General features: G+C 52.5%; 22 protein-coding genes, 2 tRNA genes and 2 rRNA genes. 6 read left to right on the top strand and 20 right to left on the bottom strand.

Annotated elements, in window-relative coordinates; genetic code table 11:
* Nucleotides 1-102 precede the first annotated feature (102 nt).
* The 7 genes from P159_RS0108140 to P159_RS0108110 form a co-directional block, all read right to left on the bottom strand.
* Nucleotides 103-1,497 (bottom strand): amino acid permease, encoded by a 1,395-nt coding sequence (locus tag P159_RS0108140; RefSeq protein ID WP_029543078.1) that lies wholly within the window; start codon nucleotides 1,495-1,497, stop codon nucleotides 103-105.
* 51 nt (nucleotides 1,498-1,548) lie between these two features.
* Nucleotides 1,549-3,123 (bottom strand): hypothetical protein, encoded by a 1,575-nt coding sequence (locus tag P159_RS0108135; protein WP_029543076.1) that lies wholly within the window; start codon nucleotides 3,121-3,123, stop codon nucleotides 1,549-1,551.
* Between the two features lie 8 nt (nucleotides 3,124-3,131).
* Nucleotides 3,132-3,287 (bottom strand): hypothetical protein, encoded by a 156-nt coding sequence (locus tag P159_RS20610; protein WP_175463386.1) that lies wholly within the window; start codon nucleotides 3,285-3,287, stop codon nucleotides 3,132-3,134.
* A gap of 263 nt (nucleotides 3,288-3,550) precedes the next feature.
* Nucleotides 3,551-6,620: ribosomal RNA gene (locus tag P159_RS0108130) — 23S ribosomal RNA — on the bottom strand.
* 285 nt (nucleotides 6,621-6,905) lie between these two features.
* Nucleotides 6,906-8,560 (bottom strand): 16S ribosomal RNA (locus P159_RS18570).
* The 16S and 23S rRNA genes sit together here, the layout of an rRNA operon.
* A gap of 524 nt (nucleotides 8,561-9,084) precedes the next feature.
* Nucleotides 9,085-10,872, bottom strand: coding sequence for a methyl-accepting chemotaxis protein (locus P159_RS0108115; RefSeq protein WP_029543073.1), 1,788 nt, complete (start codon nucleotides 10,870-10,872; stop codon nucleotides 9,085-9,087).
* Nucleotides 10,873-10,915: 43 nt separating this feature from the next.
* Nucleotides 10,916-11,137, bottom strand: coding sequence for a hypothetical protein (locus P159_RS0108110; RefSeq protein WP_029543071.1), 222 nt, complete (start codon nucleotides 11,135-11,137; stop codon nucleotides 10,916-10,918).
* Between the two features lie 179 nt (nucleotides 11,138-11,316).
* Here P159_RS0108110 and P159_RS0108105 point away from each other — a divergent pair, with 179 nt between their 5' ends.
* Together P159_RS0108105 and P159_RS0108100 are read left to right on the top strand one after the other, a co-directional pair.
* Complete coding sequence (locus tag P159_RS0108105; RefSeq protein WP_029543069.1) at nucleotides 11,317-11,877, top strand: hypothetical protein; 561 nt, start codon at nucleotides 11,317-11,319, stop codon at nucleotides 11,875-11,877.
* Nucleotides 11,878-11,999: 122 nt separating this feature from the next.
* Nucleotides 12,000-12,074 (top strand) — tRNA-Arg (locus P159_RS0108100).
* Nucleotides 12,075-12,265: 191 nt separating this feature from the next.
* On the opposite strand, the gene groL is transcribed toward P159_RS0108100, so the two are convergent.
* The 7 genes from groL to tsaE form a co-directional block, all read right to left on the bottom strand.
* The gene (gene groL / locus P159_RS0108095; RefSeq protein ID WP_029543067.1) at nucleotides 12,266-13,891 is read right to left on the bottom strand and encodes a chaperonin GroEL; all 1,626 of its coding nucleotides are present in this window, start codon (nucleotides 13,889-13,891) and stop codon (nucleotides 12,266-12,268) included.
* Nucleotides 13,892-13,921: 30 nt separating this feature from the next.
* A complete protein-coding gene (gene groES / locus P159_RS0108090) occupies nucleotides 13,922-14,203 on the bottom strand; it encodes a co-chaperone GroES (protein ID WP_029543066.1) in 282 nt (93 codons plus the stop codon).
* Nucleotides 14,204-14,509: 306 nt separating this feature from the next.
* Nucleotides 14,510-15,103 carry an ANTAR domain-containing protein gene (locus P159_RS0108085; protein WP_051650241.1) on the bottom strand — a complete coding sequence of 198 codons (594 nt, stop codon included), beginning with the start codon at nucleotides 15,101-15,103 and terminating at the stop codon, nucleotides 14,510-14,512.
* 32 nt (nucleotides 15,104-15,135) lie between these two features.
* Nucleotides 15,136-16,170, bottom strand: coding sequence for a tRNA (adenosine(37)-N6)-threonylcarbamoyltransferase complex transferase subunit TsaD (gene tsaD, locus P159_RS0108080; protein ID WP_029543062.1), 1,035 nt, complete (start codon nucleotides 16,168-16,170; stop codon nucleotides 15,136-15,138).
* 13 nt (nucleotides 16,171-16,183) lie between these two features.
* Complete coding sequence (gene rimI, locus P159_RS0108075) at nucleotides 16,184-16,642, bottom strand: ribosomal protein S18-alanine N-acetyltransferase (protein ID WP_029543061.1); 459 nt, start codon at nucleotides 16,640-16,642, stop codon at nucleotides 16,184-16,186.
* Nucleotides 16,639-17,361: a tRNA (adenosine(37)-N6)-threonylcarbamoyltransferase complex dimerization subunit type 1 TsaB gene (gene tsaB, locus P159_RS0108070; RefSeq protein WP_029543059.1), complete on the bottom strand. Its 723-nt coding sequence runs from the start codon at nucleotides 17,359-17,361 to the stop codon at nucleotides 16,639-16,641. The genes rimI and tsaB overlap by 4 nt, the downstream gene beginning before the upstream one ends.
* Nucleotides 17,342-17,818 (bottom strand): tRNA (adenosine(37)-N6)-threonylcarbamoyltransferase complex ATPase subunit type 1 TsaE, encoded by a 477-nt coding sequence (gene tsaE / locus P159_RS0108065; RefSeq protein WP_029543057.1) that lies wholly within the window; start codon nucleotides 17,816-17,818, stop codon nucleotides 17,342-17,344. Before tsaE ends, tsaB begins: the two co-directional genes overlap by 20 nt.
* Before the next feature lie 307 nt (nucleotides 17,819-18,125).
* On the opposite strand from tsaE, the gene P159_RS0108060 reads away from it, so the two are divergent.
* Nucleotides 18,126-18,671, top strand: a complete 546-nt coding sequence (locus P159_RS0108060) for an NADH peroxidase (RefSeq protein ID WP_029543055.1) — start codon at nucleotides 18,126-18,128, stop codon at nucleotides 18,669-18,671.
* Between the two features lie 58 nt (nucleotides 18,672-18,729).
* Here the strand turns inward: P159_RS0108060 and P159_RS0108055 are convergent, their stop codons facing one another.
* The 4 genes from P159_RS0108055 to P159_RS0108040 form a co-directional block, all read right to left on the bottom strand.
* Entirely contained in the window at nucleotides 18,730-19,854 is a 1,125-nt protein-coding gene (locus tag P159_RS0108055) for an HD-GYP domain-containing protein (RefSeq protein ID WP_051650240.1), read from the bottom strand.
* Nucleotides 19,855-19,916: 62 nt separating this feature from the next.
* Nucleotides 19,917-20,228: a hypothetical protein gene (locus P159_RS0108050; RefSeq protein WP_029543051.1), complete on the bottom strand. Its 312-nt coding sequence runs from the start codon at nucleotides 20,226-20,228 to the stop codon at nucleotides 19,917-19,919.
* A 207-nt stretch (nucleotides 20,229-20,435) separates the two neighbouring features.
* Entirely contained in the window at nucleotides 20,436-20,630 is a 195-nt protein-coding gene (locus tag P159_RS0108045) for a hypothetical protein (RefSeq protein ID WP_029543049.1), read from the bottom strand.
* Nucleotides 20,631-20,649: 19 nt separating this feature from the next.
* A complete protein-coding gene (locus P159_RS0108040; RefSeq protein WP_029543047.1) occupies nucleotides 20,650-21,816 on the bottom strand; it encodes a type III PLP-dependent enzyme in 1,167 nt (388 codons plus the stop codon).
* Between the two features lie 331 nt (nucleotides 21,817-22,147).
* Between P159_RS0108040 and P159_RS0108035 the strand changes: the two genes are divergently transcribed.
* Together P159_RS0108035 and P159_RS0108030 are read left to right on the top strand one after the other, a co-directional pair.
* Nucleotides 22,148-22,234 (top strand) — tRNA-Leu (locus P159_RS0108035).
* Nucleotides 22,235-22,302: 68 nt separating this feature from the next.
* The gene (locus P159_RS0108030) at nucleotides 22,303-23,010 is read left to right on the top strand and encodes a hypothetical protein (RefSeq protein WP_029543046.1); all 708 of its coding nucleotides are present in this window, start codon (nucleotides 22,303-22,305) and stop codon (nucleotides 23,008-23,010) included.
* Between the two features lie 142 nt (nucleotides 23,011-23,152).
* Here P159_RS0108030 and rpmB read toward each other — a convergent pair whose 3' ends face one another.
* Both rpmB and thrS read right to left on the bottom strand, forming a co-directional pair.
* Entirely contained in the window at nucleotides 23,153-23,344 is a 192-nt protein-coding gene (gene rpmB / locus P159_RS0108025; RefSeq protein WP_029543043.1) for a 50S ribosomal protein L28, read from the bottom strand.
* A gap of 245 nt (nucleotides 23,345-23,589) precedes the next feature.
* Nucleotides 23,590-25,515, bottom strand: coding sequence for a threonine--tRNA ligase (gene thrS, locus P159_RS0108020; RefSeq protein WP_029543041.1), 1,926 nt, complete (start codon nucleotides 25,513-25,515; stop codon nucleotides 23,590-23,592).
* Nucleotides 25,516-25,949: 434 nt separating this feature from the next.
* Between thrS and P159_RS0108015 the strand changes: the two genes are divergently transcribed.
* The gene (locus P159_RS0108015; protein ID WP_029543040.1) at nucleotides 25,950-26,210 is read left to right on the top strand and encodes a hypothetical protein; all 261 of its coding nucleotides are present in this window, start codon (nucleotides 25,950-25,952) and stop codon (nucleotides 26,208-26,210) included.
* The last annotated feature ends 6 nt before the right edge of the window (nucleotides 26,211-26,216 follow it).

Here is a 26,216-nt window from a genome sequence, read left to right as displayed (position 1 = left end):
CCGCCTGCACACAGCCAAAAGGCCCGTACCATGCGGTTCCGGGCCTTTGCATAAATCATGCTTATCTTGTCATATTCATTTTTTTGCTTTTTCGATGAAAATTCATGCCTGCTTATCCTGCTCTGCTGCTTCACGGCTATGATTGCGGCCATAAAGGAAATACAGAGCCACCCCCAGAGCGCTCCAGATCCAGAACCTCTCCCAGGTCATAGAAGACAGGTTGTACATGATGTAGCCGCAGCTCACGATGGAAAGGGTGCCCACCAGATAAACCGCAGGGCAGCGGAAAGGACGCTTGGTGACAGGATACTTCCTGCGCAGCACCATCACCGCCACGGAAGAAACCAGGAAGGCAAAGAGCGTGCCCACGCTGCACATCTCAGCCACCACATTGATGGGGGTGAAGCCGCTGACGATAGCCACCGCCACCCCCACCACGATGGTGATGCGGTGCGGGGTCTTGAAGCGGGGGTGAACCTGGCAGATGAATTTCGGAATCAGCCCGTCACGGCTCATGGCAAAGAACTCACGGGTCTGGGCATAAATCATCACCAGCAGCACCGTGGTCAGGCCAGCAATAGCTCCCGTGCCCACCAAAGCAGAACCGAAGCGGTAGCCCAGCTCACGCAGCACAAAAGCCACCGGCTCGGCATTATCCAGCTGGGTATAGCTCATATTGCCCGTCATCACCGCCGTGACCCCCACGTAAAGCAAGGTGCAGATAAGCAGGGAACCGATAATGCCCATGGGCATATCCCGGGCAGGATTCTTCGTTTCCTCTGCCGCTGTGGCAATGGAATCAACGCCCAGGTAAGCAAAGAAAATCACGGCCGCTCCTGCAGACACGCCAGCCCACCCAAAGGGCATAAAGGGCTCCCAATTCATAGTATCCACAGATGGCCCGGCCAGGAACAAGAAGATGAAAATAGCCAGCAGCTTCACGCCCACCAGCACCTTATTCACCGTGACGCTGGCATGTATGCCCCGTATCAGCAGCGCTGTCAGGAAAAGAGTAATCAGCACCGCCGGCAGATTCACCAGGCCCCCTTCCGCAGGAACCTTGGTCAGAGCCTCGGGTATGGCAAAGCCCATGGACTTCAGAAGTCCCGTCACATAGGCCGACCAGCCCCCCGCCACAGCGCTGGCGCCTACGGAATACTCCAGCACAAGATTCCAGCCCACCAGCCAGGCCCAGAGCTCCCCCACGGAGGTATAGGCATAAGCGTAAGCACTGCCAGCCACAGAAACCATGGAGGCAAGCTCTGAGTAAACCAAACTTACAAAACCACAGGTAATGCCAGCCATCAGAAAGGATACCATGAGGGCAGGCCCGGCGTACTTGGCCGCCGCCACCCCTGTCAGCACAAAAATTCCCGTCCCCACAATGACGCCTATGCCCAGCATAGTAACGTCCAGGGCTCCCATTTCCCGCCTGAGGCGGGTGCGTTTCACATCAGACTGGTATTCCTCAATGCTCTTGGTGCGAAAGATACCCACCAACATCACTCCTTTATCATATCAGGGCAAGCCTTTCCTTGACTTTCCCCTTTAATCCTGCTTGTTTTCCTGTACCAGCAGGTACAAGCTCAAAACGACTCCATCCTCCGTAAGATAACGGGGGTCAAAGACCCGCACATCAAGCTTTTCCCGGAGCATCCTGCCAAGTGCCTCCGTCTCCTTCTCCTTGGAACCGAAAAGCATATACAGATCCGGGGTAGCAGTGTAATCATAGCCGTTGATTTTGATGAACATCAGAAGCACTGCCGTCATCAGAGCCGGCATCTTATCCCGGCAGCTTTTCTCATCCCCCAGCACCGACACGGCATCAGCAAAGAGCGCACGAATCAGCAGACGGGCATAGGCACTGAAGCCTATGCGCCGCACTATTTCCTCCAGGGCCCTTGCTTCGTCTTTGAAAGAGTCTGCCAGCTTCTCCAGGCGCTGCACCTTGGGAGGCAGCTCCCTCAAAGACACCACATTGAGCTGGGCGTAATCGGACATCACGTGAAGGATATGCCTCACCGCCGCCGCCTCACGCACAAAGAACTGTTCCAGATTAGCCTGTGGGCTCTGCAGCTTGAAGAGCTCATACTGGCGCAGCACAACCTCCTTCATGCGGGAACGCAGCTTGAGGCTGGCAGGCACAGAGGTGATGTAATTGAGCATCAGTATGCCCCTGGTCCTGATATGGCCGAAGAAAACGAAATTCTCTATGCCATTGAGCCCTACCTCGGGCATGGGCAGGTCCATATACTCCTCGGTGAAGATGTCACGGCATTTCACCATGCCCTCCTGCATTTCCACTACTTCAAAGACGGAAAAGCGGGCATGGAGAAGGTCCCGGAGAATATCCTGAGCCGTGGTGCTGAGATTGTCCTTTTCCCGCTCATAATAATGCCGCAGCGGAGTGCGGTCATCCTCCAGCAGATGATAGTCAAACATGAAGTAATCCCAGTAGCTCAGCCAAAAGGCACTGTCTTCCTCGACCTCGCTTTCGTCCTTGATAAAAGGCGGCATTTCATGGGCAGGACCGCAGAAAATCCGCATGGCCCGCTCTGAGTCCCTGGCGTACTTCTTCTGCTTGAAGTACTTGCCCACATTCTTGAGCACCGCATCCAGTTCTGCGTTGAGCCTCTCCACCTCCACCGCCGACTCTTCCGTTTCCGGGTCCAGACGGTGATAGACATCCCCATTCGTATGCCTGGGCGGCATGGAGAATACTTCATCCAAATACAAGGATTCCTCCACATCCTGGATAAAGTAAGAAAAATCCTCCTGCCAACCATTCTCAGCAAGGTAATCATAGAACGTCTGCAAACGCTTCAGCCATTCCCTGACTGACTCTTCCTCCAGCCTGAACTCCTTATGCACCTCATTGTAGCGGTAGAGAAGCTCCTGGTAATCGAAGATGGAAAGCGCTGCAAAAGAATCAAGCTGCTGCTCGTCCAGATAGGTCAGCAGCAGTTCAATCAGGCTCCATTCCTGCCTGAGTTCCGCATCCCCTCTGCCCCGCCAGGCCAGACGACGGAGATACTTGTCCAGCAATGTGCGAGGCAGCAGAGAACCGGCTCTGCCATTCTCTCTGTAAAATTCATTGACTAATGCATATACATTATTACTCATTGACTAAATTACTCCTTGGGCGTGTTGATTAATTCACTCAGCCCATCTTCACGGGTCTTGACTGCCCCTGCTGCGTTGACAAATCCTCGACATAGCACCGCTATGCCTCCGGTTTGCCGCCTTGCAATGGGCAGCCAATCCCCGCAAATCTGTGCCAAGTTCATTTAATCAACACACCCTAGCCATATTTTGCACAACTATACAAGTATACCATAATATATCAGTTAACACAAAAAAAGAGCGCCTCACGGCGCTCCCTCAAACTTTCAAAACTATACAGAAGAAATCATGTATTGAACATTTTAGATTTGCAGTAAACGTCAACCAATCATCTGCGCCCTTTGGGCTTGATTCTTGGGACGTTCTTGCGGACGGCCTGTTACCCAATCATCCTGCGCTTTCGCTTGGATTCTTGGACAGGCCAGTCTAAGTTAAGCCCTCGACATATTAGTAGTAGTTAGCTTCATACCTCACGGTACTTCCACACCTACCCTATCAACCTTGTCTTCTTCAAGGTGTCTTACTAGCTTATGCTATGAGATACTTCATCTCGGGACGGGCTTCACGCTTAGATGCTTTCAGCGTTTATCCCTTCCGGACGCAGCTGCCCAGCTGCACACCTGGCGGCATGACTGGTTCACCGGCGGTCCGTCCACTCCGGTCCTCTCGTACTAGGAGCAGTCTCCCTCATGTATCTTACGCCCGCGATGGATATGGACCGAACTGTCTCACGACGTTCTGAACCCAGCTCACGTACCACTTTAATGGGCGAACAGCCCAACCCTTGGGACCTGCTTCAGCCCCAGGATGTGATGAGCCGACATCGAGGTGCCAAACCTCCCCGTCGATATGGACTCTTGGGAGAGATTAGCCTGTTATCCCCAGGGTAGCTTTTATCCGTTGAGCGATGGCAATTCCACTCTCATTCCACCGGATCACTAAGCCCTACTTTCGTACCTGCTCGACCTGTATGTCTCGCAGTCAAGCTCCCTTCTGCCTTTATACTCTTCGCGCGATTTCTGTCCGCGCTGAGGGAACCTTTGGACGCCTCCGTTACTCTTTCGGAGGCGACCGCCCCAGTCAAACTGCCCACCTGATACTGTCCTCGGTTTTGTTAATCCCGGAGTTAGATTCCTAACACGCAAAGGCTGGTATCCCAACAATGACTCCCCCTAATCTGGCGATCAGGGTTCTCCGTCTCCCAGCTATCCTGTACGTTACATGCCAAAAATCAATGTCAGGCTGCAGTAAAGCTCCATGGGGTCTTTCTGTCCAGTCGCGGGTAACCTGCATCTTCACAGGTATTTCAATTTCACCGGGTCCCTCGTTGAGACAGTGCCCAAATCGTTACACCTTTCGTGCGGGTCGGAACTTACCCGACAAGGAATTTCGCTACCTTAGGACCGTTATAGTTACGGCCGCCGTTTACTGGGGCTTCAATTCAGAGCTTCAGCTTGCGCCTGACCCTTCCTCTTAACCTTCCAGCACCGGGCAGGTGTCAGCACCTATACGTCAGATTTCTCTTTAGCAGGCACCTGTGTTTGTGGTAAACAGTCGCTTGGGCTTCTCTTCTGTCGCCGGCTCCAGCTCCATGAGCAAGTCACTTCACCAGCTCCGGCCATCCTTCTCCCGAAGTTACGGATGCATTTTGCCGAGTTCCTTAACGAGGGTTCTCCCGCGCACCTTAGGATTCTCTCCCCGCCTACCTGTGTCGGTTTTGGTACGGGCGCATTTCACCTCGTTAGAAGCTTTTCTCGGCAGTGTAGTACGCTTGAATTCGTTCATCCCGTAGGAATCCCTATCTGTCAGTTCTCGGCCTTGCAGTGAGGGGATTTGCCTCCTCACCAGCCTACCGCCTTCGACCGGCATTTCCAATCGCCGACTCAAGCTCCTTGCTGCGTCACTCCATCCTCAAACGGTTCCATGCGGTACAGGAATTTTTGCCTGTTGTCCATCGCCTATGCTTGCTGCCTCGGCTTAGGTCCCGACTTACCCTGGGACGACGAGCGTTGCCCAGGATCCCTTAGGCTTTCGGTGGGTCAGATTCTCACTGACCGTTTCGCTACTCATACCAGCATTCTCACTTCCAAGCGCTCCAGCTGTCCTTGCGGTCAACCTTCAACGCCCTTGGAACGCTCCCCTACCCAGTGGGGCATAATCTACAGGATATCTGAGGCCATCTGCTTGTCTATGCTGTCATCTGCTTCGTCATCGTCGCTCGCCATAGCAACCGCTATGACTCGTTCCTCTTCCTTGCATATGCCAGCATATCCTGCGCATCTGTCTCTCAGCTACTCTGTAGATTATACCCCGCTGCCGCGACTTCGGTTCTGTACTTGAGCCCCGGATATTTTCGGCGCAGGGCCTCTCGACCAGTGAGCTATTACGCACTCTTTGAATGGTGGCTGCTTCTGAGCCAACATCCTGGTTGTTTATGAAGTCCTACATCCTTTTCCACTTAGTACAGCATTGGGGACCTTAGTCGGCGGTCTGGGCTGTTTCCCTCTTGAGTACGGGTCTTATCACTCGCACTCTGACTCCCAGGTTCTTCTCATACAGCCATTCGCAGTTTGACTGGAGTTGGTATCCATTACAGACCCGCGTCCGATCAGTGCTCTACCATCTGTATGTGTCGCCTGAGGCTAGCCCTAAAGCTATTTCGGGGAGAACCAGCTATCTCCACGTTCGATTGGCATTTCACCCCTATGCACAGCTCATCCCAAAGTTTTTCAACACTCACGGGTTCGGTCCTCCACTCATTTTTACCTGAGCTTCAACCTGGCCATGCATAGATCACTGTGGTTTCGGGTCTAATCCATGTGACTTGCGCCCTGTTAAGACTCGCTTTCGCTTCGGCTCCGCGTCTTCCGCTTAACCTTGCCACATAGATTAACTCGCCGGTTCATTCTTCAATAGGCACGCCGTCGCACATATAAAGTGCTTCGACTGCTTGTAGACATACGGTTTCAGGTTCTATTTCACTCCCCTCCCGGGGTCCTTTTCACCTTTCCCTCACGGTACTATGCGCTATCGGTCGTTCCGTAGTATTTTGCCTTGGATGGTGGTCCACCCTGCTTCCCACAAGGTTTCACGTGTCTCGTGGTACTCTGGATACCGGCCCATTGGAGGTTCTTTCGCTTACGGGGGTTTCACCTTCTGCGCCGCTCCTTCCCAGAAGCTTCAGCTAGAATCTCTTCCTTTTATGCCGGTCCTCAACCCCGGGTGACCGAAGTCTCCCGGTTTGGGCTCTTCCCTTTTCGCTCGCCGCTACTGGGGGAATCTCTTTTGATTACTTTTCCTCTGGCTACTTAGATGTTTCAGTTCACCAGGTGTGTCCTCCTTTCGGATAGTGCAACATAACTCGCACTGGGTTGCCCCATTCGGAAATCTGAGGGTCAAAGCTTACTTGCAGCTCGCCTCAGCTTATCGCAGCTTATCGCGTCCTTCATCGACTCGGAACGCCTAGGCATCCACCATATGCCCTTGGTAGCTTAACTTAATGTTCACAAGCTTTCGCTTGCGTAAGTGATTCGCACACATTTGCGTGTCGCTTTCGCTCCTTCAAATGTGGCTCTCTACTTAAAAAGCAACTAAGTTCATCTGTTTCAGATGTCTATGCTTTTGAATCCTAAAATGTTCGTTCAAACCAATTGTTACCTTGGTTGAAATTGATACATTTCATTCTTCTGTGTAGTTTTCAAAGATCAATTTGAAGGTGTTGTACCTTCAAAACTAGACAATGCAAAAGCCAAATGCCACGACCTAGGAATTGTAATCCTTAGAAAGGAGGTGATCCAGCCGCACCTTCCGATACGGCTACCTTGTTACGACTTCACCCCAGTCATCGCCCCCACCTTAGACGGCTGTTTCCTTGCGGTTAACCCACCGGCTTCGGGTGTGAATGACTTCCGTGGTGTGACGGGCGGTGTGTACAAGGCCCGGGAACGTATTCACCGCTGTATGCTGACCAGCGATTACTAGCGATTCCGACTTCATGCAGGCGGGTTGCAGCCTGCAATCCGAACTGGGAGACGGTTTATGGGGTTCGCTTGCCCTCGCGGGTTCGCTGCTCTCTGTCCGTCCCATTGTAGTACGTGTGTAGCCCAGGACATAAGGGGCATGATGACTTGACGTCATCCCCGCCTTCCTCCGCGTTGTCCGCGGCAGTCTCATTTGAGTTCCCACCATAACGTGCTGGCAACAAATGATAGGGGTTGCGCTCGTTGCGGGACTTAACCCAACATCTCACGACACGAGCTGACGACAGCCATGCACCACCTGTTTTCGTGTCTCCGAAGAGAGGCATCCATCTCTGGATGTTTCACTCAATGTCAAGCCCTGGTAAGGTTCTTCGCGTTGCGTCGAATTAAACCACATACTCCACCGCTTGTGCGGGCCCCCGTCAATTCCTTTGAGTTTCAGCCTTGCGGCCGTACTCCCCAGGCGGAGTGCTTATTGCGTTAACTCCGGCACAGGAGGGGTCGATACCTCCTACACCTAGCACTCATCGTTTACGGCGTGGACTACCAGGGTATCTAATCCTGTTCGCTCCCCACGCTTTCGAGCCTCAGCGTCAGTTACAGTCCAGAAAGCCGCCTTCGCCACTGGTGTTCCTCCTAATATCTACGCATTTCACCGCTACACTAGGAATTCCGCTTTCCTCTCCTGCACTCAAGAAAACCAGTTTCCATCCCATCACGGGGTTGAGCCCCGAACTTTTAAGATGGACTTGATTTCCCGCCTGCGCTCCCTTTACGCCCAATGATTCCGGACAACGCTCGCCACCTACGTATTACCGCGGCTGCTGGCACGTAGTTAGCCGTGGCTTTCTTGAAAGGTACCGTCATTAGGTTCCGTTGTTGATAGAACCCACGTTCGTCCCCTTCGACAGAGCTTTACGATCCGAAGACCTTCTTCACTCACGCGGCGTTGCTCCGTCAGGCTTTCGCCCATTGCGGAAGATTCCCCACTGCTGCCTCCCGTAGGAGTCTGGGCCGTGTCTCAGTCCCAATGTGGCCGTTCATCCTCTCAGACCGGCTACTGATCGTCGCCTTGGTGGGCCGTTACCCCGCCAACCAGCTAATCAGACGCAGGCCCATCTCTAAGTGATAGCTTACAAGTAGAGGCCATCTTTAATGAGCTTCCCATGCGGAAAACTCACAACATTCGGTATTAGCAGTCCTTTCGGACTGTTGTCCCCATCTTAGAGGCAGGTTGCCTACGCGTTACTCACCCGTTTGCCACTAGCTTCCGGCTTCACCGTTCAACCCTAAGTTGTGTTAGCACTTTTATATAGTGTGGTGAATGCTTCGCATTCACGACGCTCGAAGTGCATCTACCCTTAAAGCTCAACGGTGAATCCGTAAGCCCGTTCGACTTGCATGTGTTAAGCACGCCGCCAGCGTTCGTCCTGAGCCAGGATCAAACTCTCCAATAAAGTATTGAAGAACTTAATCAAGCTCTCATTTGTTAAAGAAATTGCCGATTGCTATGTTGTTCATACCAATCGATGTTTTATTTCAAACCAAAAGGTTTGACTAACATCTGGCTTGAATCATGTTGCATGATTCATTTTGCATTGTTTAGTTTTCAAGGAACAACTTGATTTCTCAAGGGCCGCTCGCTTGAAGCGACTTGTTTATTTTATCTTGTCTCTTTCGGAGTGTCAAGCACTTTTTTGAATTTCTTTTTCAATATTTTTTGCTGGCCAATCAAAGCTCTCTTTTATATTGTAGGAAACTCTTTCGTGCTTGCCGCTCCCGCTAGCGACTTGTATTATGATACACGTCTCGAAGGTGTTTGTCAACAACTTTTTTAAAAAAGTTACAGGATTATTTTTAAGCATTGCCAGCCTATTCACCCTAAAGTATATCCCATTATGAATCCACGCCTTTTGCAAAAAGACGGCGGCCGAAACTCGATGGTCGCGGCCGCCACTTTTTGATTATATCATTTTAGCTGTCAAATCTTGAACTTAGCCACAGCTTCTTCCATGGAATTTGCCATCTCCGTCAGCTTGCGGCTGGCAGCGGCAATCTCATGCATGGTGGCAGTCTGCTCCTCTGTAGCAGCAGATACAGTCTCTGCCTCGCCGGACACATTGCGGCTCATCTTGCTGATCTTTTCAATCGCACTGGTAATAAGGTTGGTATTCTCCGACAACCGCCTGATGGCCAGTTCCATTTCTCTGGAATCATGAGCCACCTTGTCTACCATGCCTGCTATGCTATGGAAAGTAGCTCCCGCACCGTCTACAGCTGCGGTACCGCTCTGTACCTGGCGTACCCCCTCCTCCATGACAGTAACAGCCTGCTTGGACTTATTCTGGATGGAAGTGATGAGAGAAGCAATTTCTCCTGCAGACTGGCTGGACTGCTCTGCCAGCTTCCTAACTTCATCAGCTACCACAGCAAAGCCACGGCCATGCTCACCAGCACGGGCAGCCTCGATGGCAGCGTTCAGGGCCAGCAGGTTGGTCTGCTCGGCAATCTGGGAAATAGCATCAACAATGGCGCCAATTTTGTCTGACTCATGGCCCAAATCTTCAATAACCTTGCCAGACTCGCTGACCGTCTGCTCGATGAGCTTCATCTGCTGCACAGCAGTGCTGACGCTCTTTTCACCGTCATCAGCATGTGATTTGGTCTCCCCTACCACCTCGGCAGCGTGTTTAACTGTCTCAGCAAAGTCATTCATGTGCTTAGCCAGTTCTTCAGTCTGAATGCCTGCATTCTCCACCTCAGTGAACTGCTCACTGCAGGAACCTGCCACATTGACGATAGAATCGGCAATCTGACCGCTGACGGTAGCCGACTGGCTGGAGTTCTCCGTCAGGTGAGCAGCAGACTGAGCTACCTGCTGGGCATCTTCTGCCACCTGTTTGATCATGGCATCAACATTATCCTGGAGTTTCTGCAGGGCCCTGGTCATGGCGCCGATTTCATCAGACCTGGCTGCATCCTCTTCCTCCTTATGGACCGGACGGAAATCACCGGTTGCAAGGACTGTAAGTCTGTCAGTAACCCTGCCAATAGGCGCCACAATCGTCTTGCCTGCCCAGATGGCCAGAGCCACGAAGACGGCTTCCATCACCAGTACAAAAACAAGCAGTTTGATAAGGCTGGACCAGAAAGCAGAATCTGCCTTTTCCTGCTCCTCCGCCACTTTGACATCAATATCATCAATCCAAACGCCAGTTCCCAGCACCCATTTGTAAGGCTCATACGTAGCAGTGTAGTTACGCTTAGGCAACGGCTCCGTCTCATTAGGCTTGGCAAACATCAGATCCGTGAAGCCGCCCCCAGGCTTGCGGCCATTCTCAATCATTTCCTTGATAAAATAACGTCCGGAAGGATCAACGGAATTGATACGGGATTTTCCCTCGGTGTCACGCCCCAAAAGCACCACATTGACACCCTCATAAGTGTCAATCCAGAAATACCCCTTGCCTTCATCGTAGCGAAGCTCCCTAACCCTGTCAGCCGCTTCTTTCTTGGCCTGCTCCTCTGTCAGTTCTCCTTTCTGCTGCTTTTTATGGACTTCTTCAATCACCGAGATAGCCAATTGAGTCTCGTTCCTCAGGGAAGATTCCACATCTGCAGTCAGCGTCTGGCGGTAGTTTTCCACCTGACGGTCAGACTCACTCATCATGTTCTGCAGGAACACGATGCTGACACAGACCATGGTCAGCAATGATGTCCCTACCATCATGGCAATAATCTTAGCTCTCAAAGATAATACAGATTGCATGAAGTCTTCATCCTTTCTCGGGGCACCCGGGCCCGGGCCTGACTTATAGGTCAGCCTTGTCAAAATACTCCTTCAGCACATCTTCCTTATGGCACCCCTCCACTTCGGCCAGGGCTGCCGCCATAAGATCGCAGACCCGCTCCAGCTGAGCAAAACGGTTTACCACTTGGTGGAACTTATTGATTTGCGCATAGCTTGATTCATATCTCTGCATTTCCTTCAAGGTCTCCAAAGCTTCCCGTATAGGTTTCTTCACATCTTCCATAGCTCACCCTCCCCAAAAATGCCCTGTATAATCCTAGTGTATATATACTACTTATTCCTCAAAATCCCTGCCTGCGTACAGAAATTTCAGTATTGCATTAAACTTTCTATTCTCAAGCAGTATACAAGTAGGTTATAATAGATATCGTACAATATTATGTAGAGTATATGGAGGAAAAAATGAACCAGTCACAGAAACCAAAGAGCATGCAGGAACTCATGACTTACTATGACAACACCATCGATATGCTAAATATCGACATCGAAGTTCTAAAAGAAGAAAATGAACGCCTTCAAAAAATAATAGATGAACGAGCCCGGGGCCAAACCGTAAGCCTCAACGACGGACTGATTTCCCGTGGCCAGGAAGCTGACCTCTACCCCAACGAAGTCAGAGAAATCCTCATGGATGTGCTGAAAGCCGCCAGAGCCAACATCGTCAAAGATGGCACCCGCCGGGCAGACGTCGTGGACGACATCCTGAAAGCCAACCCCGTGGAAGGCGCTCCCAACACCCGTGCCAAAGCACTGCAGGCTGCTTTCAAAGGCTACGTAACCATGGACGCTTCCGTCAGGAAAAAACTCAGCGACCTGGGCATAACCTCCTCTTCAAAGATAAGCAGCCATCACAAGGCTGTCTACTACGGCGATGACCGCTACAAAGTCTCCGTCTCCGCCTCCTGCTCAGACAGGCGCGGCGGCGACAACACCGCAGCTGAAATGATAAGGAAGTTTCTGTAAATAACCGTATGACGTTCGAAATTTACAGCTATAAGATATCCCCAAATCCCCATTTGGGAGATGAATTCAGTCAAAATCCTTGACACAATTAAGCAAAACATGATATTATTACAGAGTTGATTGCGCTCGTAGTCCAGTGGATAGGACGTTAGCCTCCGGAGCTGAAAGCGTGGGTTCGACTCCCGCCGAGCGCACCAAAATGAGTGTTTCGTGGCGTTGAGTATTCAGTCACGAAGGTAATATATAAATCCCGAAAGCGATATCAAAATTGCTTTCGGGATTTTTCATTGGCTAAATGAGCTTTGATAAAGCATATTAAAAAGCACCACTCGCTCAACCAGAACGAGTGGTGCTTTCTTTCCTATACGGACAGTACTCTTATGCCTTATTACATCATGCCGGGCATGCCGCCGCCCATGCCGGGAGCCGGAGCCGGGGGCTCCTTCTCGGGCTTATCAGCCACCAGGGTCTCGGTGGTGAGAACCATGGCAGCGATGGAAGCAGCGTTCTGCAGAGCGGAACGGGTGACCTTGGCAGGATCTACGATACCAGCCTGGATCATGTCAACGTAAGTGTTGTCCACAGCGTTGAAGCCGATGCCGTCACCAGCCTTCTTCACGTTCTCAACTACCACGGAACCCTCGAGGCCTGCGTTGTCAGCGATCTGGCGGACAGGCTCCTCGATAGCGCGGCGAACGATGTTCACACCTACCTTCACATCGCCCTCAGCCTCAATCTTGTCGAGAGCCGGGAGGATGTCGATGAAGGTGGTGCCGCCGCCTGCTACGATGCCTTCCTCACGGGCAGCACGGGTAGCATTGAGGGCATCCTCGATGCGGTACTTCTTGTCCTTCATCTCAACTTCGGTGGCAGCACCGATCTCGATGACAGCTACGCCGCCAGCCAGCTTGGCAAGGCGCTCCTGGAGCTTCTCCTTGTCGAAGTCGGAAGTAGTAGCCTCAATCTGCTTCTTGATCTGCTCCACGCGGGACTTGATGGCTTCCTTATCGCCATAGCCGTCCACGATGGTGGTGTTGTCCTTGGTAGAACGAACCTGGTTGGCACGACCGAGGTCTTCGAGAGTCACGCTGTCCAGCTTGCGGCCCAGCTCCTCGCTGATGACCTGGCCGCCGGTAAGGATAGCGATATCCTCCAGCATAGCCTTGCGGCGGTCGCCGAAGCCCGGAGCCTTCACAGCCAGAGCCTTGAAGGTGCCGCGGAGCTTGTTCACCACGATAGTAGCGAGAGCCTCGCCATCAAGGTCCTCAGAAATGACCATGAGCTGCTTGCCCTGCTTCACAACCTGCTCCAGGATGGGCAGGATATCAGCGATAGCGGAAATCTTGCGGTCGGTGATGAGGATGTAAGGATCATCCAGGACAGCTTCCATCTTGTCCGTATCGGTAACCATGTACGGAGAGATGTAGCCACGGTCGAACTGCATGCCCTCTACCACTTTCAGGTTGGTATCCATGGACTTGGACTCCTCAACGGTGATGACGCCGTCCTGGCCCACTTTCTCCATGGCATCAGCAATCAGCTGGCCAACTTCCTCATCAGCGGAGGAGATGGTAGCAACCTGTGCGGTAGCAGCCTTGCTCTCAATGGGCTTAGCCTTGGTCTGGATTTCCTCTACCAGAGCCTTCACAGCCTTCTCGATGCCCTTCTTCACGATCATGGGGTTGGCACCGGCAACCACGTTTCGCATGCCCTCATGAATCATAGCCTGTGCCAGCAGGGTTGCAGTAGTGGTACCGTCACCAGCGATATCGTTGGTCTTGGTAGCAACTTCCTTTACCAGCTGGGCGCCCATGTTCTCAAAGGGATCTTCCAGCTCGATGTCACGGGCAATGGTCACGCCATCATTGGTGATGGTGGGAGCGCCAAACTTCTTGTCCAACACTACGTTGCGGCCCTTGGGCCCAAGGGTGACCTTCACAGCGTTAGCCAGTGCGTCAACGCCGCGGCCAAGAGCACGGCGTGCTTCTTCGTCAAACAAAATCTGCTTTGCCATTTATATTACCTCCAAAAGGTTCTGATTCAATTAGAGAACTGCCAGGATGTCGCTCTCGCGGATGACCAGGTAATCCTTGTCATCAACCTTGACCTCAGTCCCGGAATATTTAGAGAAGAGGATGTCGTCGCCAACCTTGACTTCCATCTCAGCGCGCTGGCCATTGTCCAGAAGCTTGCCTGCGCCTACAGCCACAACCTTGCCCTTCTGGGGCTTCTCTTTGGCAGTGTCCGGCAGCACAATGCCGCTGGCAGTCTTGACATCGCCCTCGGAAACTTCAATGACAACTCTTTCGCCCAATGGCTTAATCATATTTATCTTCCTCCCATATAGAAATATACAAGATTCAATCTGTTAGCACTCACTCACGTCGAGTGCTAATCACAGGTATTATGATAACGCTTGAACATCAAAAAGTCAATAAATAAAATTAAAAAAGTCAAAAAAACAAAGCACCCGCCCCCTCCTAACATCAGGGTCGAATGCTTTGTTTAATCATATCAAGGTAAGCGAAGGCCACAGGTGCAGCATAAGCGGAACGTGTGAAATTTTGCCACAGGCAAAATTTCAAGTGAAGCGTTGCTGTACCTGTGGCCTGAACGCCTTAACGTGCAGGTCTCACACTTTACCACCCGTGGCTTTGATAATGGCCTCGGCCACGGACTTCACCGTCAGCCGCTTGTACATGGCATAACGCTGGATGCGACGGTGTGCCTCCTGCTCGCTCATGTGATGCTTCTTCATAAGGATGCCCTTGGCCTGATCCAGAATCTTCCGCAGAGCCAGGAGGTCGCGCAGCTCCTCAGCCTCCTGGCGGAGACTTTTTGCTTCCTGCCATCTGGCAGAAGCTATAGCAAGAGATGTGAGGATTTCCTCATCCTCCGCTCCCTCAGGCAGGCAGCCGTAAATGCCCAGCAAGGCCAGTTCAGGAGCAGCCTTTCCCAATACCAGGACGGGAGCCAGCTTCGCCAGCCTTGCCAGGCTTTCTGTACCTTCCGGCTCTGTCCCCAGGTGAAATAACACGGCTCCCGGTTTCTTTTCTATAGCAAGCTCAAGGGCTCTGGCAGGTTCCCCTGCCTCTCCCGAGAGCTCAAAACCGGCTTTCTTGAAAATACTCTTGTACTGGAGACGCAAGCGGTACTCCGGCTCGACTAACAAAACGCTGGGCAATCCCTGGGGCATAAATTCATCCCTGTCCTTTACTGGTACCAAAAAGCTGCTTCATATCATCTCACAAACTAAATTTATTTATCTGTCAGGGTAAGTCCCGGCACGGCATTCAGATAATGGTCGCTGTAAAGCCCGGCCTGTGCCTGATAGTACCCACGGCAGGCAATCATGGCGGCGTTGTCCGTGCAGAGGATTTTGCTGGGATAGGAGAACTTCACTCCGCGCCTGCCTGCCTCTTCCCTGAGCCTTGCCTCCAGGCCGCTGTTAGCGGCCACGCCACCTGCCAGTACCAGTGTATCTCTGCCTGCTTCTGCCACTGCCTCAAAGGCCTTGTGGGTCAGCACCTCGATGACGGAATGCTGGAAGGAAGCGGCAATATCAGCCTTGTTCAGCTCATGCCCCTTCATCTTCTCGCTATTGATGTAGTTCAGCACCGCCGATTTCAAACCGCTGAAGCTGAACTCGTAATTGCCCTTTTCCTCCAGAGCGCGGGGGAAATCAATAGCCAGGGGGTTGCCCTCCTTGGCCAGGGCGTCTATGCGGGGACCGCCGGGATAAGGCAGCCCCATGACCCGGGCAATCTTGTCAAAGGCTTCCCCTGCCGCATCATCACGGGTCTGGCCCATCATGCGGAACTCATTATAGCCCCGCACATCCACCAAAGCCGTATGTCCACCTGATACCACCAGAGCCATAAAAGGCGGCTCAAGGGAAGTATCAGAAAGGAAATTGGCAAAGATATGCCCCTCCAGATGGTTCACCCCAATCAGGGGCACATCCAGGGCATAAGCCAAAGACTTGCCTGCCGACACTCCCACCAGCAGAGCTCCCACCAGCCCGGGACCATAAGTCACTGCCACCTGGTCGATATCGCCAAGTTCCACTCCGGCCTCGCGGACTGCCTCATCAATAACAGGCATGATGTTCACAATGTGTTTCCGGGAAGCAATCTCCGGCACCACCCCTCCAAATTTCTGATGAATGGGTATCTGGGTGGAAATGATATTGGAAAGGATTTCCCGCCCCCCCTTGAGCACCGCTGCCGAAGTCTCGTCACAGCTGGACTCAATGCCAAGGGTCAGGATTTCCTGCTGGTCTTTCTGTTCCATTAAAGCTCCTATTTCAAATCTTCGTATTCCACATGATGATGGCGTCTTCCCCATTGTCCTGATAATAGCGGGGACGACGTCCGGCCTCCTTGAAGCCGAAATTCTTGTAAAGGGCCAGCGCAGGATCATTTGAAGGCCGCACTTCCAGGGTAAGGGCAGTTACGCCTTTCTCCTTCACCCTTTGGATCAGCTCTGCCATCATTTCCGTGCCCACGTGCTTCCCCCGGTAATCAGGAGACACTGCCACATTGGTGATCTGGGCCTCCTCAAAGGAGATCCAGCACCCCACATAGCCTATGACCTGCTCCTCTGCAGGAGTCTCCTCATCCAGCGCCAGCAGGTAAAGGGTGTTCTCATTGGCAGCTTCCCGCCAAAAGGACTCCCTGGACCAGGGCATGGCAAAGCAGGCCTTCTCCACCTTTTCAACAGCTGCCGCATCATCCGGCACCATTTCGCGGAAAGTAAGCTTCACTTGGCACCGCCCTCCGCTGCCTCGGGATGACGCTTCTCCCACAGAACCTCCGCCTCGCTGCGGCGAATATAGACAGGCTCCATATCCATGACATTGCCCACTTCACCTGCAGCCAGCTTCTTCAATCCCACCATAGCCACACAAGCGGCCCGGGGCATGACCAGATGAGCAGGGGCCAGGCTGACATTAGCGGGAAGTTCCAGCTTGCCCGCAATCTTCTTGGGCACCACATCCCCCAGGAGCACCACTGGCTCCTTCATCTCCCCGCAAGAAGAGATAACCTCAAGCAGGCCGGAGACGGTGATTTCTTCCTGTGCCTCCATGCGTCCCTCATGGAAGCGGAAACTCTGGCGGTAAGCATTGCCTTTCTGGGCATCCAGCAGGGTCACGATGCGCACCCCCGGCACAGGATAGTGCCAGGCCATAGCTTCCAGGGTAGGCACGCCTATAAGAGGCAGCTTCAGGGCATAGCAGACAGCCTTGGCTGCCGCCAGACCGATGCGAAGCCCTGTAAAGGAGCCCGGCCCAATGCTCACGGCGATGCCATCCAAATCTTCTTTTTTCACATTTGCCATTTTGAGCACCTGCTCCATATGTGGGAGCAAAGTCTCAGAATGGGTCAGGCGGGCCTGCATGGTAAGTTCAGCAGAAAGCCGCGCCTCTGAGGCCACAGCCACGCTTGAAACCTGGGTGGCTGTATCAATGGCCAGTATTGACAAAGGTCTCCAACTCCTTCAAAAATTCCTTGTTCTCTTCACCAATGGAGGAAAAAGTGAGCTTGCGGCCAGTCTCGCTGATGCGCTCAATGGACACTTCCACATAGTCATCCGGCATGGACTGGGGGAACTTGTCGGGCCACTCAATGACCACGATGCCCTCCGGCTCCTCCAGATATTCATAGAAGCCGATTTCCTCCAGTTCCTCTTCCGTCTCCAGGCGATAGAGGTCGAAATGGTAGATTGGGCAGATGCCCTCATATATGTTCATCAGATTGAAGGTAGGGCTGGTGACTTCCCCCTCCACGCCCAAAGTCTTTGCCAGGCTCTGGACAAAAAGGGTCTTGCCTGCGCCCAAATCACCTTCCAAGCACAGCACGGTTCCCTCGCGGATCTTCTGTCCCAGTTTATCAGCTAGGTCAGCAGTTTCCTCAGGGGAATTGGTTGTACACGTAAACATAATTTTTTATCTCTCCTATTTTGATAGACAGTTACATCAGTCTCCATTCAATTTTCTATTATAACGCTATATTTCAGATTTTGTCGATAGACAAAATTACACAAATCAGCGTTTCGGCGATAAGCCATAGCGCCTTTTTTCAGATTCTGTCGATAGACAAAATTATACAAAACCGCCCCATACATGCCTTTTTGCTTATTTTTATGTTGAAATTTTCTGACCTTTATTATATAATAGGTGGCGTAGCGATAAGCCACAAAATATGGGAGCAAGTTGTCATTCTGTGTATTTTTTAGGAGGATGCCAAATGAAAAAATTTGTCTGCACCGTCTGTGGTTACGTACATGAGGGAGATGCCCCTCCGGCTCAGTGCCCCATCTGCAAGGCACCAGCTGACAAATTCGTTGAGCAGACCGGTGATTTGGTGTTCGCAGATGAGCACCGCATTGGCGTGGCCAAAGGTGTTGATGAGCGCATCATCGAAGGCCTGCGCATGAACTTCACGGGTGAATGCTCCGAAGTAGGCATGTATCTTGCCATGAGCCGTCAGGCTGACCGTGAAGGCTATCCTGAGGTTGCCGAAGCCTATAAGCGCTACGCCTGGGAAGAAGCTGAGCATGCTGCCAAGTTCGCTGAGCTCTTGGGCGAAGTCCTCACGAACAGCACCAAGAAGAACCTTGAAATGCGCATAGACGCTGAGCATGGCGCCTGCGCCGGCAAGAAGGAGCTCGCTACCCTTGCCAAGCAGCTCAACCTTGATGCCATCCATGACACGGTTCATGAGATGTGCAAGGACGAAGCCCGCCATGGCTGCGGCTTCAAGGGGCTCTATGACCGTTATTTCGGCAAATAAGCATTAACAAGCACTCTAAAAGGGGCGCCAACGTATGGTGCCCCTTATTTTCGTGCAATTACAGCAAAGATGCAGGATCAAAACCAGAGTTCCTTATTCTTGTCAGGAGCACCTTATCATCCACCACTGAGTCTATCTCATGTTCCGGACTCTCACGAAGATGTTCTTCATATGGCTCCGGCAGAATATGCTCATACTGGTCTGCAAACATCATAAGCGTAGGCCTGTCCGTCAAGCCAAACTCAACTTTCTTCACAATGCCAAAGCCCCTGGTAGTCTTAACCACGGTTCCCACAGGGTAGATGGCCACATTGCTGAAAAACAGCTTCAAGAGCCTTTTATCAAATTGTCCCTCTGAGCAGTTCACCATGATATTGTAAGCCACAGCAGGAGAGTATGCCTTCTTGTAAGGCCTTCTGCTGGTGAGAGCATCGTACACATCTGCAATAGCGCAAATACGCCCGTAAAGATGTATGTCCGTCCCTTGCCGCCCTCCTGGATAGCCCTTCCCATTCATATGCTCATGATGCTGCAAAGCCACTATCCCCAGTATAGGGGCATCCGGCAATGACATGGCCCGTATCTTGCTGAAACCGGCCTCCGGGTGATGCTTGATGATATCAAACTCGTTCTGCGTAAGCCTGCCACGCTTGTTCAGGATTTCCGGGGGCACGATGATTTTCCCCAGATCATGCAGCAGCCCTCCCATAGTCAGCTCCTGCACTCCCCCCTCCGGCAGATTAGCCAAACGCCCCAGCATGCCAGAAAGCATGGCTACATTGACACTATGGGCAAAGGTATATTCATCGTGTACGCGTATATCCGTCAGCTGTACCAAATTCCCGCTGCGGGTGGCGATATCTGCCACCATGGCAGAAGCAGCTTTGGCCAATGGCTCAAACTCAAAAGTCCCCGTCCGCTCAATCTGGGCAAACACATCGCACACGCGCTGTATGGCCATGACCCTGGTCCTTTCCGAAAGGATATCCTCCGGCGGCATTGGCTTTATTTCCGAAGAATAGTTCAATACATGCAGGCCAATGACTCCCAGGTCACGCAGCTTGTCTATATAATGCTCGGTAAGTTCTGTGCCTTTGGTAAGGTAGCTGGCACCGCTGGAATTGTATATGCTCTGGGCCGTCACCATGCCGGGACGCAATTTTTTCAGCGGTAAATCTATCATAGTTGTTCCTTCCCATATAATAAAGTACATCCCCTGCCAAAATTCCCTGCAGGAACCTCCCCTTACTTAGAAGCTTTCTCCACCAGATCCCTGACACTGTCGGAAATGCGGTTATCGCTCATAGACCCCTTCACCACATTCATCTGTTCCTCGGAAAGTTCCGGTTCAACTGAAGCCTGTGCCACTAGATCCTTCACGCTGTCGGATATGCGGTTGTCGCTCATGGAGCCCTTCACCACGTCCATCTGTTCCTCAGTAAGCCCCGTGTCTTCCTTGGCCTCCACGGACTCTTCCTTCTCCTCATCCTGCTGGATTTCTCCAGTGTTGTAAAGGATATGCTTGCCCTTGTACCTGAAAATCTGCTTTATCGTCATTTGAACCGCGGGACGCCCTGCCCGCTTCACCTCCCGTTTGCACAGATGGCTCTCCTCATCACGTCATATACAGAAGTTCGTACACTCACTCTTGCTTGGATAATTCTACATCCATGGCCTTTTTCCTGCTGGCTTTTGAACTGCTCTTCAAGCCCCAAATGGCCCTCGAAAAAAACCGTCAGGGAAAAGCTCCCCGACGGATTTTTCTTATTCCGCGTCTTTTGACTGCAAAGCTATGATCCCCGCCTGGAATTCCTCCAGGCTGAGGTCAAAGTAGGGCAGTTCCTTCATCAAGTCGTAAACTTCCAGCTGGGAAACAGCCTGCTCAATGCGCTCTGATATACTGTCCTCTGTCAGGGCATGCATGAGCATGTGCTCTATTTCCTCTATATTTCTTTCCATATATATCCTGCTTTCAGCCTTACACAGCCTCTGTATTGTCCAGCTCGTACTCAGCAGCCTGAGCTTCCTTCTGCTCCTCCCAGATAATGGTGGGAGCCAGCTCGAAGCCATTGAAGCGGGTGGCGCTCACTGTGGAGTAGGCACCGATTTCCGTTACCAGCACCTTGTCCCCAATCTTCAAAGCAGGCGCCTCAAAATCGCTGTAGAGCACATCAATGCCATCGCAGCTAGGACCGCCAAAAAAGGAAGGACGCTTCTTCCCCTTGCCGAAGCAGTGAAGAGGATAGGTCCAGTGGTCATAGATAATGCCGGAGAAAGCACCATAAATGCTTTCATCCAGGATATACCAAGGCTTCTCCCCCCGGAACTTGGTGCCGATGACAGAAGCCACCAGATTCACCGCCGTGCCGCACATATAGCGGCCTGGCTCCGTCCACACAGCCACATCGGGGAAGAGGCGCTCAATCTGCCTGTTGATGGCCTCCATCATAGCTGCCAGATCCACGGAAAGACCTTCCGCAGAGGGCACCGGGAAGCCGCCGCCTATATCCAGGTCAGTCAGCTCCATGCCCATCCTCTTTGCCTCGTCAAAGAGCCCCCTGCACACCAGCAGAGCCTCTTCATAAGCCGCCGTAGAAAGGGACTGGCTGCCCACATGGAAGCAGATGCCAATGGGGTTAAGCCCCGCTGCCTTGGCCTTCTGCAGCAGAGGCAGCGCCTCAGCCAAAGGAGCACCGAATTTGGTGTTGAGATCCACCAGAGCCTTATTGTTACGCACACTGACCCTGACCAAGACATCCGCGCCCGGCACAGCAGCAGCCATTTTTCCAATCTCAGACTCATCATCAAAAGTCATGCGGCGCACATTGCACTCTGCCGCCGCCAAAAGGCCGCGCTGGTCTTTCACAGGATTGGCATAAATCATGCGGGAACCGTCAACTCCCAGCTCATGAAGCGTCCTTATCTCACCAGCAGAAGCCACATCGAAGCAGGAGCCCAAAGAAGCCAGCCGCTTCAGTATTCCCGGTGTGGGATTTGCCTTCATGGCATAGTAGATGCCCGCCCGGGGCATATGCTTCCGCATAAAGCGATAATTCTCCTCCACCTGGTCCAGTGAAGCCACCAGAAACGGCGTAGGAATACGCGCTGCCAATTCATTCATCTCTTGTTCGGTCAGTCGAAACATAACACAACCCTTCCTTTTTACATGATGTACAGTGGTGCACTAAGCTCATACTGCGCCCTATGGGCTTGCATTCGCTAAGTGCCCTGTGTATACGCAGAACTAACCGCTCACCTTCCCCCTTCGGGTTCGTTTCACGGAGTTCTGCAGTAAAAATCTTTCCTTATGTTAGCAGATAACGCCCCCCTTGTAAACAAGAAAATTCCCCTGTCTATCCTCTGTAAACAACGGCTCACATAATCCTCTCCCAGAAAATTTTCTCACAAAAATATTGACGTACATATAAATAAATGATATACTTTTATTCGTTAGCGACACAAGCAGTTACTATCTTGCCGGAATGGCGGAATTGGCAGACGCACCAGACTCAAAATCTGGCGTTGGCAACAACGTATCGGTTCAAGTCCGATTTCCGGCACCACTTGAAAATGCAAGCCCTGAGGTTCAGCCTCGGGGCTTTTTCATTGATGTTTATTACGGAGGTTTGCAATGACTCAAGAAGAATTCCACAAGCTCGTTCATCTGGTAATGGACTCCCCCGCCCATCCCCCCGAGACGCTCTTCACCGGCGGCATGGACAACTGGCGGGCCAGAGCCCATCTGGCCCATTTCCTGGCCATGAAGGGCATTGACAAGGAAAAGGAAGCGTTAGAACTCTTCCGCAGCATCGTAGAGGAAGAGATTGACGAGGAGAATGCTGAAGAAGTTGAGGAAAAGGCCTTTGCCCTCCAGAAGCTCTGCAGCCTGGAAAAGAGCCTCAATCAGGACGAGAAGGCCCTTAACCATATCAACCTGGCCATCGAGCTGGCGGAGAACACGGACTTCCTCTACAAATACCTGCTGCGCGGCGAGCTCTGGGCTGACCGCTGGAACCTCATGCACAAGATGAAGATGACAGAGCAGGCCGAGGCTGAAGTGGACGAGCGCCTGGAAGCATACAAGGACCTGCCCATCCCCCACAACAGCTACGTCTACTACGGCTACCGCTTCAAGGCCCACCTGGCCGCCGCCCGGGGATCCGGCACCCTCATTGCCAAGGACTACATGCACATGGCCCTCCACGCCATGGAGATTCCCGAACGAAACAAGGCTGCCCTGGAGCACGCCTTTGCCGCCACCCACGACAACACTCCCTTTATCCTGGCCGAGATTGACAAAGCAACCCCGAACCCGGATATGCTGCACTGGGATATCTAAGCCCTGCCACCTCCCCCATACGCGGGGAGGTTTTATTATTATGGGATGCTTTCTACCAGAACAAATAAAAGAAGCTGTCTAGCACCAAGGCTAGGCAGCTTCTTTTATGATATATCAGCTTTTACCAATCTATGCGCATAGATTAAAGGGCACGCTGAACCTTACCTGAACGCAGGCAACGGGTGCAGACGTTAACACGCTTGACCTCACCCTCGACCACAGCACGGACGCGCTGAATGTTGGGCTTCCAGGAGCGCTTCGTCTTCAGATGGGAATGGCTGACGTTGTTACCGGACAGCTCACCCTTTGCACAAATCTCGCAAACATTTGCCATATCGCTACACCTCCTTACTGGATGTTGAAAACCGTTGAGTGGTATGGCTTCCAAACAGAACGGATATATTTTACCACAAAGAAAAAGCCTTAGCAAGGAAAACTTTCAGCAAACTTTGAAAGCATTTCCCTGCTAAGGCGTTTGGGACATAGGCATAGCAACGCAACACTTGGAATTTTGCCTATGGCAAAATCCCACACGTTCCGCTTATGCTACACCTATCCCCCTTTCTCACTAACTATTTCTTACTCCTCGCTGGCAGACTTCTTGCTGGCAATCTTCTCCTGCACCAGCTTGATGAAGTCCTCAGCGCCCATGGACTGGGTTTCCTTCTCGCCATAGCGGCGGACAGTGACAGTACCGTTCTCCACTTCCTGGTCGCCTACTACGAGAGCGTAAGGAATCTTCTTGACCTGGGCTTCGCGGATCTTGTAGCCCGTCTTCTCGTTGCGGTCATCCACCTCAACGCGGAGGCCAAGGTCGAACATCTTCTTCTTCAGCTCATAAGCGTAGTCGGCATGCTTGTCCGTGATGGGCAGGATCTTCACCTGCACAGGAGCCAGCCATACCGGGAAGGCACCGGCATAGTTCTCGATGAGGATGCCAATGAAGCGCTCGATGGAGCCGTACACCACACGGTGGAGCATGACAGGGCGGTGCTTCTCGCCGTCCTCACCCACATAGGTCAGGTCGAACTTCTCAGGCATGAGCATATCCAGCTGGATGGTGCCGCACTGCCAGGTACGACCGATGGAATCACGGAGGTGGAAGTCAATCTTCGGGCCGTAGAAAGCGCCGTCACCCTCGTTGATGATGTACTCAAGGCCGCGGTGCTCCAAGGCATTGCGGAGAGCGTTGGTAGCATTCTCCCAGATCTCATCAGAACCCATGGAGTCCTCAGGACGGGTAGACAGCTCTGCCGTGTAGGACAGGCCGAAGGTGCTGTAGACCTCATCGAACAGGTCGATGGTGTGCTGGATTTCCTCCTCAATCTGGCTGGGAGTGATGAAGAGATGGGCATCGTCCTGGGTGAAGTTGCGGACGCGGAACAGACCGTGGAGAGCACCGGAGAGCTCATGGCGGTGTACCAGGCCCAGCTCGCCCATGCGCAGGGGCAGGTCACGATAGCTGTGCTGATGGGACTTGTAAACCAGCATGCCGCCGGGGCAGTTCATGGGCTTCACTGCATAATCTTCCTCATCAATCTTCGTGAAGTACATGTTCTCCTTATAATGATCCCAATGGCCGGAAGTCTCCCAGAGCTTGCGGTTCATAATCATGGGAGTCTTGATTTCCTGATAGCCGTAGCGGCGGTGCACTTCACGCCAGTAATTGATGAGTTCGTTGCGAATCACCATGCCATTGGGGTGGAAGAAGGGGAAGCCGGGACCTTCCTCGTGGAGGCTGAAGAGATCAAGTTCCTTGCCCAGCTTGCGGTGATCGCGCTTGGCAGCCTCCTCCAGCATATGCAGGTACTCGTCAAGATCTGCCTGCTTCTCGAAAGCCGTGCCGTAGATACGCTGGAGCATCTTGTTCTTCTCGCTGCCGCGCCAGTAAGCACCTGCCACACTCTGAAGCTTGATGGCCTTCACCTTGCCCGTGGAAAGCACATGGGGACCGGCGCAGAGGTCGGTGAACTCGCCCTGGGAGTACATGGAAATAGTTGCATCCTCAGGCAGATCTTCGATGAGCTCCACCTTGTAGTTCTCGCCCTTTTCCTTGAAGAAGGCGATGGCATCAGCACGGCTGACTTCTTTCCTCTCCAACTTCAGGTTCTCCTTGACGATCTTCTTCATTTCCTTCTCAATGTCCCGCAAGTCGCTTTCCGTAAGCTGGCGGTCCATGTCGAAGTCATAGTAGAAGCCGTTGTCGATAGCAGGGCCGATGGCCAGCTGCACATTGTTGTCCTTGTAGAGGCGCTTCACGGCCTGTGCCAGGATATGGGAAGCCGTATGGCGCAGAGCCCAGCGGCCGTCCTCTTCCTCAAAGGTCAGGAAATCCACCTGGCAATCCTTGTCCAGGACGCGGGTAAGGTCTACAGTCTCGCCGTCCACCTTGGCAGCCAGCACCTTCTTGGCCAGGCTGTTGCTCACCTGCTTCACAAAATCAAGTACGGACGTACCCTCGGCCACTTCGCGCACCGCACCGTCTTTCAGCGTGATTTTCAGCATGAAAATTCCTCCTAAACACCGCCCCGGACACCCGCAGGAAAGCGCATCCAAAGACGTAAAACTAAAAAGACCCGTCCCTTCAATCTAATGAAGGGACGAGTCACAAACTCGCGGTTCCACCCTGCTTGCCCCGAAAACTCAGAGCCACTTTGGACATTTTTAACGGAGATTGCTCCGGCAAGACCTACCCACCAAAAGGCTTCAGCCTTGCAGCTTGGAAGGGGTAACGCACTGCTTTCTCTCCGCAGGGCTTGCAGCCAGGGCCCCGCTCTCTGTAGGAGCAACCACAGTCGTCATGTCTTCCGCATCGCCTTTGTTCTTATGTAAGGATTATTATAGGAGCTGCCCCCTGCCCTGTCAAGGAGTTTTTCTTGTTCCCGCCTGCCTTCTCTGATAAAATGAAAACAAAGAAACTCGCAAAGGAGAGGACTATCATGACCATACACGGAGCCGTAATCATAGAGCAGGGAGTGACCTTCGCTGTCGTAGCCGTAAGGCCGGAAGTCACCCGCTACACCGCCCGACTGGTACACACGCGCCGGGCCCTCTCCCGCTTCTTTCCCAACATGCCCATCATCCTCATGAGCCAGGATAATAATGGTACGCCCCATTACTATGGGCGCAAGGACATCGTGGAATTCCTGAAATCCATCCGACTGGACCAAATTCCCTGGAAGGAATATCATATTTACTGAAAACAG

The organism is Selenomonas sp. AB3002, assembly GCF_000702545.1.
In the GTDB taxonomy this organism is placed as follows: Bacteria; Bacillota; Negativicutes; order Selenomonadales; family Selenomonadaceae; genus Selenomonas_B; species Selenomonas_B ruminantium_A.
The sequence above is the reverse complement of the archived record's forward strand: the minus strand, read 5'-3'. Positions and strand labels throughout refer to the sequence as shown.